This window comes from Bacillus sp. LJBS06 (genome assembly GCF_016924995.1).
Classification (GTDB): domain Bacteria; phylum Bacillota; class Bacilli; order Bacillales; family Bacillaceae; genus Bacillus; species Bacillus stercoris.
Genome location: NZ_CP070483.1, coordinates 1,657,390 through 1,671,543 on the forward strand (window position 1 = coordinate 1,657,390; position 14,154 = coordinate 1,671,543).

A 14,154-nucleotide genomic window follows, 5' to 3' on the forward strand; every position below is an offset into this window, starting at 1 on the left:
CCCTGTCTAACAGGAAGCTAGGAAACAATTGATGCGATAACCCTGTCCAACAAAACAGGGTTATCGTTATGTTATAGAGAAACTTAGACTGGGGGAAAAGATATGCGAATTGCAATAAGCGGAGGCGGTACAGGGGGACATATTTATCCCGCGCTTGCTTTTATTAAAGAAGTGCAAAGACGTCATCCTAATGTAGAATTTTTATATATCGGAACAGAAAACGGGCTGGAGAAAAAAATTGTTGAGCGGGAGAATATACCGTTTCGATCAATTGAAATTACAGGATTTAAAAGAAAGCTGTCATTTGAAAACGTCAAGACTGTGATGCGTTTTCTAAAGGGCGTCAAAAAGAGCAAATCATATTTAGCGGAATTTAAGCCCGATGCCGTGATTGGAACGGGCGGTTATGTATGCGGGCCGGTGGTCTATGCCGCTGCGAAAATGGGAATTCCGACTATTGTCCATGAGCAAAACAGCCTGCCGGGCATCACAAATAAGTTTCTTTCAAAATATGTTAATAAGGTAGCGATTTGTTTTGAAGAAGCAAAATCACATTTTCCTAGTGAGAAAGTTGTATTTACGGGAAACCCGAGAGCTTCTGAAGTCGTCTCAATAAAGACGGGCCGATCAATGGCTGAATTTGGGCTTTCTGAAGAGAAAAAAACCGTTTTAATCTTTGGCGGAAGCAGGGGTGCAGCACCGATTAACCGCGCTGTCATTGAGATGCAGGATGAGTTAAAAACAAGAGACTACCAAGTGCTGTATATCACCGGTGAAGTTCACTATGAAAAAGTAATGAATGAGCTGAAAAGCAAGGGTGCAGCTGATAATATGGTCACAAAGCCGTTTCTTCATCAAATGCCGGAGTATTTAAACGCCATTGATGTCATTGTGGCCAGAGCCGGTGCGACTACGATTGCCGAAATTACTGCTCTTGGAATTCCAAGTGTTCTGATCCCGAGTCCATACGTGACAGCGAACCACCAGGAGGTCAATGCGAGATCTCTCGGCCAGCATGATGCGGCGATTGTACTGAAAGAAACAGAGCTCAGCGGGGAGAAGCTGATTGAAGCGCTAGACCGGATTGTACTGAATGAGCAAACGTTAAAGGAAATGAGCGAACGAACAAAGTCACTCGGTGTTCCTGACGCGGCTGCCCGTCTATACAGCGTACTCGAGGAATTGAAAAAATAATAGAAAAGCAAATGGAATGCGGAGGTTTACGATGGAGAAAGTGATACAGGAATTAAAAGAACGCGAAGTCGGCAAGGTTCTTGCAAATGAACCGCTCGCGAATCATACAACAATGAAAATCGGCGGACCTGCGGATGTATTGGTCATTCCAAGCAGTGTAGATGCTGTTAAAGACATCATGGACGTGATTAAAAAATATGATGTGAAGTGGACAGTCATCGGACGCGGATCAAATCTTCTTGTTTTAGACGAAGGAATAAGAGGCGTAGTGATTAAGCTGGGCGCGGGTCTTGACCACTTGGAGCTTGAAGGGGAACAAGTAACAGTCGGAGGCGGTTATTCAGTGGTCCGCCTTGCTACATCATTGAGCAAAAAAGGCCTGTCCGGTTTGGAATTTGCTGCCGGCATTCCAGGATCAGTCGGCGGCGCGGTTTATATGAATGCCGGCGCTCACGGTTCTGATATGAGCGAGATCCTCGTCAAAGCGCACATATTATTTGAAGACGGCACGATTGAGTGGCTGACAAATGAACAGATGGATTTCAGCTACAGGACATCTGTATTGCAAAAGAAACGCCCGGGCGTTTGCCTTGAAGCTGTTTTGAAGCTGGAGCAGAAGGATAAGGAATCAATCGTTCAGCAAATGCAAAGCAATAAAGACTATAGAAAAAATACACAGCCGTATTCAAGCCCATGTGCGGGAAGCATCTTTAGAAATCCGCTTCCGAATCATGCCGGGAACCTTGTTGAAAAAGCAGGCTTGAAAGGATATCAAATCGGCGGTGCAAAGATATCGGAGATGCACGGAAACTTTATCGTCAATGCGGGGGGAGCATCAGCAAAAGATGTACTTGATCTTATTGACCATGTGAAAAAGACAATCCGTGAAAAATACGAGATTGATATGCACACAGAGGTTGAAATCATCGGCGGAAATCGCTGATTCAAGTTCTGACTGAAGCTGTTCATATGATATACTGTAAGCAAACGACAAACGGCATCATAGCATGCCGTTTGTTTTGGAATAGACAGACTTTTAACAGCTGTTTCATTTGAATGAGGTGAACAGGCAATGAACCCGGGTCAAGACCGAGAAAAAATCGTTAACATTGAAGAGCGGATCCCTAAAATTAAAGAACAGAGGAAACAAAAGGCAAACCGCCGTCTCATTTCATTTATTATGCTCTTTTTTATTATGGTGCTGGTCATTGTGTACCTGCAAACGCCAATCAGTAAAGTATCAACAATTTCTGTTACTGGGAATGAAAATGTATCTAAAAAGGAAATTATCGACCTTTCCGATATTAACAGCGGAGATACTGAGTTTTGGAGTTTGGACAAGCAAAAAACAGAAAAGAAGATTCAGCAAAATAAATTAGTGAAAAAAGCGGAGATCAGCAAATCGCTTCCTAATAAAATCAACATTGCAATCGAAGAATATAAAGCCATTGCTTATTTAGAAAAAGACGATGTGTACTATGAAGTGCTTGAAAACGGCTCAGTTCTGCCAAATGAAGTAACACCGGATGATGCCGGGCCGATTTTGGTGAATTGGACAAACGCGAAGAAACGCTCTCAAATGGCCAAGCAGCTTGATGAGCTGTCAAATTCGCTAAAACAGTCGATTTCAGAAATTTATTATACGCCTGTAAAAATGGATGAAAACCGTATTAAGTTGTACATGAACGAAGGTTATGTTGTCACCGCGTCTATTAAAACCTTTGCAGACCGAATGAAGACGTATCCTTCTATCATTTCACAGCTTAGCAGCAATAAAAAAGGAATTATTCATTTAGAAGTTGCCACCTATTTTGAAGAGTTCGGAAAAAACGATAAAGCTGCCAAAAAGGAAGATGAAAATTGAGGGGCAAATCAGCAGTCCTTCTTTCCTTGATTATGCTTATTGCAGGCTTTTTGATTTCATTTTCTTTTCAAATGACAAAAGAAAACAACAAAAGCGCGGCTGAGACGGAAGAGTGGAAAAAAGAATATGCACTGAGAGATGAACTTCTGAAACAAGAGAAAGAAAATAGGAAGCTTGAAAAAGAATTATATCAAAAGCAAAACAAAGTCCGCCAGGCGGAAAATAAGCTGAAGAAAGAGAAGACGGAATACTATAACGTCCTCGAAGATACAGAAAAATACAGGATGTATATTGGGGAAGTCGGTGTGCAGGGAGAGGGCGTTGAGGTGACATTGGAAGATGCGTCATACATACCGGAAGGGGAGAATGTGAACAGTTATATCGTTCACGAAAGCCATATCTTCCAAGTGGTAAACGAACTGTATATCTCGGGAGCAGCTGCCGTCGCCGTAAATGGACAGCGGTTGACGCATGATTCTTATATCAAGTGCAATGGTCCTGTTGTAACGGTAGACGGGGTGCAGCATCCCGCTCCGTTTACGATATCTGCTATTGGAGATCCGGATGTCCTGCTGCCTTCGTTAAATATCGCAGGAGGCCTGATCGATCAGCTGTCACTGGATCATATTTCTGTTTCGGCAGAAAAAGAGAAAAACGTACAAATGAAACCGATTCTGAAAACGAAGGAATGACTGAAAAAGCGGGTGAAACAGATTGAAAATAAAGCGTTCCTTCATAAGCATCAGTGTGCTTATGGTCATCTTCGGCCTGATGATTTCTGTTCAGTTTAATTCATTAAAACACCCTCAAGTCCGGGATACAAGAGATATGTGGGACATTAGGGAAGAGCTGACATCAGAGCAGAAGAAGCAGGAAAAGCTGCTGGCTGAAATAAACAAATATGATAAACTGCTGAATAGCTATTCGCAAACGAAAGAAATGACAAAAGAAACCGCGCTCAATAATACCTTGCAAACCTTAAAAAAAACAGCCGGCATGACCGATATAACAGGTAGCGGAATTGTCATCACTATTTCCCCGCTTTTTTCTGAAAGCTTAACAGGAGAGGCGATCGAAAATCCGCCTCCGGATTTGCTGAAAAAGCTGATGAATGAACTCAACTTCTTCGGTGCAGAGCATATCTCAATTAACGAGCGAAGAGTTGTGAATCATACAGTCATCAGAGATATCAACGGCACAACAAAAATAGACGGGTACGCTCTTGACGATTATCCTTTAACAGTAAAAGTGCTTGCCAAAGATCCGGACATGTTGTACAGCAGAGTGAAGGGGTCAGGCCTTGAGGATCTTTTTGCATCTGAAAATTTAGCATTAAAAGCCGGTAAATCTGAAAGCAAACTAACATTAAAAGCATATGACAGACCATTGGACGTACAACAGCTGAAACTGCTTAAAGACTGAAAAGGAGGAGAATTGTCATGTGGCTGCCCGTGTTGGGACTGGTGCTCGGAATAGCGATTGGACTGATGACAAACTTAACGATACCGAGTGAATACTCAAACTATTTATCGCTTGCGGTGCTTGCCGCACTTGATACATTAATCGGCGGAATCAGGGCGCATTTACAAGGTACATATGATGAAATGGTATTTGTTTCCGGTTTCTTTTTTAATATTATATTGGCAATAAGTTTAGCTTTTCTGGGAGTCCATCTTGGTGTAGACTTGTATTTAGCAGGTATATTCGCTTTTGGAGTCAGATTATTTCAGAATATAGCCGTTATCAGAAGAAATCTACTAACAAAGTGGACTCTTTCTAAAAAAAATAAAAAAAATGTGATATAAAAGAGGATATACATAGGATATAACGAATATTTTCAATAAACATAAAATGTGAATAGCACATAAAAATATTCTGTTGTTATTTTTTGTTACACACTTGTAAAGCCACATTCATTGTATTGTTGTTCCGCAAATAATAGAATAGAAATGATCGAAATGTGAGGAGGTGCCATAGAATGAACAACAATGAACTTTACGTCAGTCTTGACATCGGTACGTCCAATACAAAAGTGATCGTCGGAGAAATGACAGATGATTCCCTTAATATTATCGGTGTGGGAAATGTACCGTCTGAAGGGTTGAAAAAAGGCTCAATCGTTGATATAGATGAGACCGTTCATTCTATAAGAAAAGCGTTTGACCAAGCTGAAAGAATGGTAGGTTTTCCGCTTAGAAAAGCTATTGTCGGCGTTAATGGAAATTATATCAATATTCAAGATACAAACGGCGTTGTAGCAGTTTCCAGTGAAAATAAAGAAATTCAGGTTGAAGATGTACGCCGTGTCATGGAGGCGGCACAGGTTGTTTCAGTACCGCACGAACAGCTGATTGTCGACGTCATTCCTAAACAGTTTATCGTAGATGGAAGAGATGAAATCACCGACCCGAAAAAAATGCTGGGTGTGCGTTTAGAAGTAGAGGGCACCTTGATCACCGGTTCAAAAACAATCTTACATAATTTACTCCGCTGTGTTGAAAGAGCTGGTATTGAAATAACTGATATTTGTCTTCAGCCGCTGGCAGCCGGTTCTGCTGCATTATCAAAGGACGAGAAAAACCTTGGTGTGGCTCTCATTGATATAGGGGGAGGGTCAACAACCATTGCCGTATTCCAGAACGGACATCTCACTTCTACCCGTGTCATTCCTCTCGGAGGCGAAAATATCACCAAAGATATCTCCATCGGATTGAGAACGTCAACAGAAGAAGCAGAACGCGTGAAAAAACAATTTGGACATGCCTACTATGACGAAGCCTCGGAGGATGAAGTATTTGAGGTAACCGTTATAGGCACCAATCAAAAACAAACATTTACACAGCAAGAAGCAGCGAATATCATTGAAGCGAGAGTAGAAGAAATTCTTGAAATTGTTTCAGAAGAGCTTCGCAGTATGGGAATTACCGATCTGCCGGGAGGCTTCGTGCTGACAGGAGGACAAGCGGCAATGCCGGGTGTCATGTCTTTGGCACAGGATGTGCTGCAAAACAACGTCAGGGTGGCAAGCCCGAATTATATCGGTGTAAGAGATCCTCAATATATGACGGGAGTGGGCCTGATCCAATTCGCCTGCCGGAATGCAAGAATCCAAGGCAGAAAAATAGGCTTTAAGATGCCTGAAGAAGCGATACAGGAAATCGCAGTCTCATCATCTGAGGAACAAGAGCAGCATCATCATCAAAATGAGGTGCAGCAGCGGCCAAAAGGAAAACAAAAAACACAAGCCGAACATAATAAACAGAGCAAAATGAAAAAACTATTAAGCATGTTTTGGGAATAGATAGATAGTCATTCGGCAGATTAGGAGGATTTAGCATGTTGGAGTTCGAAACAAACATAGACGGCTTAGCATCAATTAAAGTAATCGGAGTAGGAGGCGGCGGTAACAACGCCGTTAACCGAATGATTGAAAATGAAGTGCAAGGAGTAGAGTACATCGCGGTAAATACGGACGCTCAAGCTCTTAACCTGTCAAAAGCAGAAGTGAAAATGCAAATCGGCGCAAAGCTGACCAGAGGATTGGGAGCAGGTGCGAATCCGGAAGTCGGAAAAAAAGCCGCTGAAGAAAGCAAAGAGCAGATTGAAGAAGCGTTAAAAGGCGCTGACATGGTATTCGTGACAGCTGGTATGGGCGGCGGAACAGGAACAGGTGCCGCACCGGTTATCGCACAAATCGCGAAAGACTTAGGCGCATTAACAGTCGGAGTTGTAACAAGACCGTTTACCTTCGAAGGACGCAAAAGACAGCTTCAGGCTGCAGGCGGAATCTCGGCAATGAAAGAAGCTGTGGATACACTGATTGTGATCCCGAACGACCGTATCCTTGAAATTGTTGATAAAAACACACCGATGCTTGAAGCATTCCGTGAAGCGGATAACGTACTCCGCCAAGGGGTCCAAGGTATTTCTGACTTGATTGCTACACCTGGTCTTATCAACCTTGACTTTGCTGATGTGAAAACGATCATGTCAAACAAAGGATCTGCTTTGATGGGTATCGGTATTGCTACCGGGGAAAACCGTGCGGCAGAGGCAGCGAAAAAAGCCATTTCCAGCCCGCTTCTTGAAGCGGCCATTGACGGTGCGCAAGGCGTTCTCATGAACATCACTGGGGGAACAAACCTCAGCCTATATGAAGTTCAGGAAGCAGCAGACATTGTCGCTTCGGCGTCTGATCAAGACGTAAACATGATTTTCGGTTCTGTTATTAATGAAAATCTAAAAGATGAGATTGTGGTGACAGTGATTGCAACTGGCTTTATTGAACAAGAAAAGGACGTGACGAAGCCTCAGCGCCCAGGCTTAAATCAAAGCATTAAGACACACAATCAAAGTGTTCCAAAGCGTGAGCCAAAACGTGAGGAGCCTCAGCAGCAGAACACAGTAAGCCGTCATACTTCACAGCCGGCTGATGATACGCTTGACATCCCGACATTCTTAAGAAACCGTAATAAACGCGGCTAATGTAAAGGACAAAATCGTTTTCGATTTTGTCCTTTTTGTTTTTCTCATCAAACTTTCTTCTTATATAGCCTTTTTCCCTATTACCTCCTTCGTTTAGTAATGAAATAGATGAATAGACCTATTTATTTTCGTGACAATTTTATCATTTTCATATATATGGAAATTAGCTGACATGAAACGACAATATCTGTAATTTAGATTGTCTACAGTTAACATACAGCGATGTTCTGACAAACCATTCATTTTTAAAAGGAGGGACGACATATTTTTTACAAAGCATGTTGAAAAAGGGGGATGAAAATGAGGAAAAAAACGAAAAACAGACTCATCAGCTCTGTTTTAAGTACGGTTGTCATTAGTTCACTGCTGTTTCCGGGAGCAGCCGGGGCAAGCAGCAAAGTCACCTCAGCTTCTATTAAAAAGGAGCTTCAATCTGCGGAATCCATTCAAAACAAGATCTCGAGTTCATTAAAGAAAAGCTTTAAAAAGAAAGACAAAACGACCTTTCTGATTAAATTTAAAGATCAGGCCGACACAGAAAAAGCGGCAAAAGCGGCTGTTAAAAAGGCGAAATCGAAGAAGCTGTCTGCCGCTAAAACGGAATATCAAAAGCGTTCTGCCGTTGTGTCATCTTTAAAAGTCACAGCCGATGAATCCCAGCAAGACGTCCTAACATACTTGAACACCCAGAAAGATAAAGGAAATGCAGACCAGATTCATTCTTATTATGTGGTGAATGGGATTGCTGTTCATGCCTCAAAAGAGGTTATGGAAAAAGTGGCACAGTTTCCTGAAGTGGAAAAAGTGCTTCCTAATGAGAAACGGCAGCTTTTTAAGTCATCCTCCCCATTTAATATGAAAAAAGCGCAAAAAGCAGTTAAAGCAACTGACAGTGTGGAATGGAATGTCGACCAAATCGATGCTCCAAAAGCCTGGGCGCTTGGATACGATGGAACTGGTACAGTTGTTGCCTCTATTGATACCGGTGTGGAATGGAACCATCCGGCATTAAAAGAGAAATATCGCGGATATAACCCGGAAAATCCCGATGAGCCTGAAAATGAAATGAACTGGTATGATGCTGTAGCAGGCGGGGCAAGCCCTTATGATGATTTGGCTCATGGAACCCATGTGACAGGTACGATGGTGGGATCTGAACCTGATGAAACAAATCAAATCGGTGTAGCGCCTGGCGCAAAATGGATCGCTGTTAAAGCGTTCTCGGAAGATGGAGGCACTGATGCTGACATTTTGGAAGCTGGTGAATGGGTTTTAGCACCAAAGGACGCAGAGGGCAACCCTCACCCGGAAATGGCTCCTGATGTTGTCAATAACTCATGGGGCGGAGGCTCAGGACTTGATGAATGGTATAGAGACATGGTCAATGCCTGGCGTGCGGCCGACATTTTCCCTGAGTTTTCTGCGGGGAATACAGATCTCTTTATTCCTGGCGGGCCTGGATCTATCGCAAACCCTGCAAACTATCCGGAATCGTTTGCAACTGGAGCGACTGATATCAATAAAAAGCTCGCTGACTTTTCTCTTCAAGGGCCATCTCCATATGATGAAATAAAGCCGGAAATTTCTGCACCGGGCGTAAATATTCGTTCATCCGTTCCCGGTCAGACATATGAGGACGGATGGGACGGCACATCAATGGCAGGGCCGCATGTATCCGCTGTTGCTGCACTGCTGAAACAGGCGGATGCCTCACTTTCTGTCGATGAGATGGAGGATATATTAACCAGCACGGCTGAACCGCTGACGGATTCAACATTCCCTGATTCTCCGAATAACGGATATGGCCATGGTTTGGTGAACGCTTTTGATGCTGTATCCGCTGTCACAGATGGGTTAGGCAAAGCAGAAGGACAAGTCTCTGTAGAGGGGGATGATCAAGAGCCTCCTGTCTTCCAGCATGAGAAAGTGACAGAAGCGTATGAAGGTGGCAGCCTGCCGCTGACTATAACAGCTGAAGACAATGTGAGTGTGACATCTGTAAAACTGTCCTACAAGCTTGATCAAGGTGAATGGACAGAAGTAACGGCTAAACGAATCAGTGGTGATCATCTAAAAGGAACGTATCAGGCAGAGATTCCAGACATCAAAGGAACTAAGCTAAGCTATAAGTGGATCATTCAGGATTTTGGCGGACATATGGTTTCGTCTGATATATATGATATAACAGTGAAACCAAGTATTACGGTGGGATATAAGCAGGATTTTGAAACTGCAGCCGGCGGCTGGCTTGCAAGCGGAACAAATAATAACTGGGAATGGGGCGTTCCGTCAACTGGCCCAAATACAGCAGCATCCGGAGAAAAAGTATATGGAACAAATCTGGCGGGGAATTATGCCAACTCGGCAAACATGAACCTTGTTATGCCTCCTGTTAAAGTGCCTGATTCAGGAAGTCTGTTTCTTCAATTTAAAAGCTGGCACAATTTAGAGGATGACTTTGATTACGGCTACGTTTTTGTTCTGCCTGAGGGAGAAAAGAATTGGGAGCAGGCCGGTGTTTATAATGGAAAGACATCAAGCTGGACGAATGAAGAAATTGATTTATCGGCTTATAAAGGCCAAAACATTCAAGTGATGTTTAACCTACAATCAGATGAAAGTATTAACAAAGAGGGCTGGTACATTGATGATGTAGCGCTTTCTGACAAATCAGCCGGAAAAACAGCCAAAAAGAATAAGCTGGGCGTCGAAAAGCCGTCTGGAAAACAAAAGAAAAAGGCAGTAAATCCGAAAAAAGCAAAGCCATCTCAACATACAGCTGTAAAAACCGAGAGTAAAGCTATACAGCCGCAAGTTTTGCCGCTCAGGGCACAAGTCAGTGTAGTGGAAACAGGAAAATCAACATATTCCGATCAATCCACAGGGCGGTACACGCTGACGCACAAAGCGGGAGACTATACGCTTATTGCAGAAGCATACGGTTATCAATCGAAAACACAAAAAGTGTCTCTGCAGGCGGACCAGACGACACAAGCTAATTTTACGTTAGAAGAAATGAAGAAGGGCACATTAAAAGGTACGGTTATCAATAAAACGACAAAAGAGCCGGTAAAAGGCGCTTCCATTTATGTTGTAGAGGATGCTGCGGTTGAACCGGCTACGACGAACGACAAAGGTGAATATACGCTCGAGGCCTATGAAGGCGCTTATACGATTAAAGTCGCTGCACCGGGTTATTACAGCGATGAATTTTCCGTTGAGTTAAAAGGTAATGTTACAAAAGAAATTGCATTGAAGCCTTTCGTTGGTTATCCAGGTGAAATTGCATATGATGACGGGACAGCCGAGAATGCCAATTCTTATTTTGCTGCCGGGAACGGATGGGCGGTAAAAATGACGCTGGCTGACGGCAAGGACAAAGGCATGCTTACAGGAGGGCTGTTTAGATTCTGGGATACAGAGTTCCCAGATCCAGGCGGTACAGAGTTTAAGGTTGAGGTATACGATGCTACAGGAAAAGACGGAGCACCGGGCAAGAAAATTGCCGGGCCATTTAACGCTGAAGCTCTTCGCAATGGCGAGTGGACTAAGGTAGATCTCAGTTCAAAAGGGATTATGGTCGATAAAGACTTTTATCTCGTATATATCCAGTCGAAACCTGACCCGTATTCACCTGGACTGGCAATGGATGAAACCGGCAAGAATTCCGGCCGCAACTGGCAGTATATAGGTGGAAAATGGGAGCCGGGTGACGAAGCAGACGGCAACTATATGATTCGCGCATTAGTTGATTACGAAGCTGCTGTGCCTGAGATTACTTCACCGACAGACAAGTCATACACAAATAAGGAGAACGTCACTGTAAAAGGAAAAGCTTCACCTGGTACAACGGTACACATTTATAATGAAGAGAAAGAAGCAGGAGAAACAAAAACTGCCGCGGACGGCACGTTCCAGACAGGCATCACACTCAGCAAGGGCGATAATAAGCTGACGGCAACTGCATCAACAGATAACGGAGCAACGGATGCCTCCAGCCCAATCACGGTCACGCTTGATCAAGAAAAGCCTGAATTAACACTGGACAATCCAAAGGATGGCGAGAAAACAAATAAAGAAACGCTGACTGTCAAAGGGGCTGTATCCGATGACAATCTGAAAGACGTCAAGGTGAATGGCAAAAAAGCAACAGTAGCTGATGGTTCATACTCAGCCCGTATTCTTTTGGATAATGGAAGAAATGAAATCAAGGTGATTGCTACAGACCTTGCAGGCAACAAAACGACGAAAAAGACAGTCATTGATGTCAACTTTGACAAGCCTGTCATTTCTGGCTTGATTCCGGGAGAGGATAAAAACTTAAAAGCCGGTGAATCTGTGAAAATCGCTTTCTCAAGCGCTGAGGATTTGGATGCAACGTTTATCATTCGTATGCCGCTGACAAATGCAAGAGCGAGTGTGCAAAACGCCACCGAGCTCCCGTTAAGAGAAATTTCTCCGGGGAGATATGAAGGCTATTGGACAGCCACTTCTTCTATTAAAGCAACCGGAGCAAAAGTAGAAGTGATCGTACGAGATGATTATGGAAATGAAACGAGAAAAACTGCGAATGGAAAACTTAATATCAACACAGAAAATTAAGTAGAAAAAAGCTGCCGTCACTGGCAGCTTTTTTTATATCCTCTCATTACACTTCCTCGACAAATTAAGCAGATTTCCCTGAAAAATTGTATTTTCCTCTCAACATTAATTGACAGACTTTCCCACAGAGCTTGCTTTATACTTATGAAGCAAGAAGAGGAACAGCGTGAGGCAAGAAAGAAAGGAGTCAGATGTGAAAATCTATTTAGATGTCATTTGGCTGTTAAACTTTTGTTTTGATGCACTTTTGCTTTTGCTCACGGCATTTATTTTAAAACGGCATGTGAAAAAAAGAAGACTGATAGGCGGGGCGTTCATCGGTTCAAGTATTGTCCTTTTGATGTTTACTCCTTTCTCGCCGATTGTTGACCATCCAGCTGGGAAGCTAGCTTTTTCAGTTGTGATTGTAATGGTGACATTTGGCTTTAAAAGATTTCGCTTTTTCTTTCAAAATTTGTTTTCCTTTTATTTTGCCACTTTTTTAATGGGAGGAGGAATTATTGGAGCTCATTCTTTGCTGCAGTCAAATTCTATTGTTCGAAACGGTGTCATGATTACTAATCAAACAGGGTTTGGAGACCCGATCAGCTGGTTGTTTATTGTTGCTGGCTTTCCAGCATTATGGTTTTTTTCTAAAAGAAGAATCGAAGATATTGAAACAAAAAACATTCAATATGAGGAACGAGTCAGCGTGCAGGCCGATTTGGGCAACCAAACACTTCATGTCAGAGGCCTGATTGATTCGGGCAATCAGCTGTACGATCCTCTTACAAAAACACCGGTTATGATCATTTACGTTGATAAATTGGAGCCGATTTTCGGAGCAGCCGAAACGATGATCATTCGAAACACAGACCCGCTGGAAGCCATCGAACAGCTTGATGATTCATTTCGCTTTTTAGATAAAATGAGGTTGATTCCATACAGGGGAGTTGGTCAGCAAAATCAATTTTTATTATGTGTTAAACCGGATCACGTAACGATTATGACAAAAGAAGAAATGATTTGTGCAGATAAATGCTTAATCGGTATCAGCACAACAAAGCTTTCAGCAGATGGAGAGTTTGATGCGATTATTCATCCGAAAATGCTTTCGGGCAAGGCTGTCAAACACGTTTCATAAAGTTCGCAAATGTCCGTTACTTATCATACTCAAACGGCGGTACATTTAGAAGGGAGAGGAAGATGAAAAAACTAAAATTACGGTTGACGCACCTCTGGTATAAGCTGCTGATGAAACTTGGGCTGAAAAGTGATGAAGTCTACTACATAGGCGGGAGTGAAGCCCTGCCGCCTCCATTGTCTAAAGATGAGGAGCAGGTGTTGTTAATGAAGCTCCCAAACGGCGATCAGGCGGCACGTGCCATTTTAATTGAACGCAATTTGCGCCTGGTCGTTTATATCGCCCGTAAATTTGAAAATACGGGAATTAATATAGAGGATTTAATCAGCATAGGTACCATCGGATTAATCAAAGCTGTGAACACATTCAACCCAGAAAAGAAAATTAAGCTGGCGACCTATGCCTCCCGCTGTATAGAAAATGAAATTCTGATGTATTTGAGGAGAAACAACAAAATCCGTTCAGAGGTTTCCTTTGATGAACCGCTTAATATTGATTGGGACGGCAATGAGCTTTTGCTTTCTGATGTGCTCGGCACAGACGATGACATCATCACTAAAGACATAGAAGCTAACGTAGATAAAAAGCTTTTGAAAAAAGCGCTTGAACAGCTTAATGAGAGGGAAAAGCAAATTATGGAGCTGCGGTTTGGGCTTGTCGGTGAAGAAGAAAAAACCCAAAAGGATGTAGCGGATATGATGGGGATTTCACAGTCCTATATTTCACGGCTTGAGAAACGAATTATAAAAAGATTGAGAAAAGAGTTCAACAAAATGGTGTAAAAAATTTTATGGGAAGAACCCCTTGATTTTACAGGGATTTCCTGATTTCGACAGTTTTTCGGCCTGATTGCAGTGCATATTTTTCCCACCCAAGGAGATACTTA

At 42.8% G+C, this 14,154-nt stretch carries 11 protein-coding genes; all 11 read left to right on the plus strand.

The window, feature by feature from the left end; all coding sequences use genetic code 11:
- Positions 1–102 precede the first annotated feature (102 nt).
- Positions 103–1,194: an undecaprenyldiphospho-muramoylpentapeptide beta-N-acetylglucosaminyltransferase gene (murG, locus tag JQX68_RS08590; RefSeq protein ID WP_147771869.1), complete on the plus strand. Its 1,092-nt coding sequence runs from the start codon at positions 103–105 to the stop codon at positions 1,192–1,194.
- A 31-nt stretch (positions 1,195–1,225) separates the two neighbouring features.
- Positions 1,226–2,137 carry a UDP-N-acetylmuramate dehydrogenase gene (gene murB / locus JQX68_RS08595; protein ID WP_014663889.1) on the plus strand — a complete coding sequence of 304 codons (912 nt, stop codon included), beginning with the start codon at positions 1,226–1,228 and terminating at the stop codon, positions 2,135–2,137.
- 129 nt (positions 2,138–2,266) lie between these two features.
- The gene (gene divIB / locus JQX68_RS08600) at positions 2,267–3,058 is read left to right on the plus strand and encodes a cell division protein DivIB (RefSeq protein WP_205440618.1); all 792 of its coding nucleotides are present in this window, start codon (positions 2,267–2,269) and stop codon (positions 3,056–3,058) included.
- Entirely contained in the window at positions 3,055–3,750 is a 696-nt protein-coding gene (locus tag JQX68_RS08605) for a DUF881 domain-containing protein (RefSeq protein WP_014663891.1), read from the plus strand. Before divIB ends, JQX68_RS08605 begins: the two co-directional genes overlap by 4 nt.
- A 22-nt stretch (positions 3,751–3,772) precedes the next feature.
- On the plus strand, positions 3,773–4,480 hold the full coding sequence (locus JQX68_RS08610) for a DUF881 domain-containing protein (protein WP_041521328.1): 708 nt from the start codon (positions 3,773–3,775) through the stop codon (positions 4,478–4,480).
- 17 nt (positions 4,481–4,497) lie between these two features.
- A complete protein-coding gene (locus JQX68_RS08615) occupies positions 4,498–4,863 on the plus strand; it encodes a small basic family protein (protein WP_003238683.1) in 366 nt (121 codons plus the stop codon).
- Between the two features lie 173 nt (positions 4,864–5,036).
- Entirely contained in the window at positions 5,037–6,359 is a 1,323-nt protein-coding gene (gene ftsA, locus JQX68_RS08620) for a cell division protein FtsA (protein ID WP_003238682.1), read from the plus strand.
- 35 nt (positions 6,360–6,394) lie between these two features.
- Positions 6,395–7,543, plus strand: a complete 1,149-nt coding sequence (gene ftsZ / locus JQX68_RS08625) for a cell division protein FtsZ (RefSeq protein WP_014663893.1) — start codon at positions 6,395–6,397, stop codon at positions 7,541–7,543.
- Positions 7,544–7,843: 300 nt separating this feature from the next.
- Complete coding sequence (locus JQX68_RS08630) at positions 7,844–12,145, plus strand: bacillopeptidase F (RefSeq protein WP_147771870.1); 4,302 nt, start codon at positions 7,844–7,846, stop codon at positions 12,143–12,145.
- Between the two features lie 193 nt (positions 12,146–12,338).
- Positions 12,339–13,268 carry a sigma-E processing peptidase SpoIIGA gene (spoIIGA, locus tag JQX68_RS08635; protein ID WP_147772425.1) on the plus strand — a complete coding sequence of 310 codons (930 nt, stop codon included), beginning with the start codon at positions 12,339–12,341 and terminating at the stop codon, positions 13,266–13,268.
- Between the two features lie 62 nt (positions 13,269–13,330).
- Positions 13,331–14,050 (plus strand): RNA polymerase sporulation sigma factor SigE, encoded by a 720-nt coding sequence (gene sigE, locus JQX68_RS08640; protein ID WP_003221446.1) that lies wholly within the window; start codon positions 13,331–13,333, stop codon positions 14,048–14,050.
- The last annotated feature ends 104 nt before the right edge of the window (positions 14,051–14,154 follow it).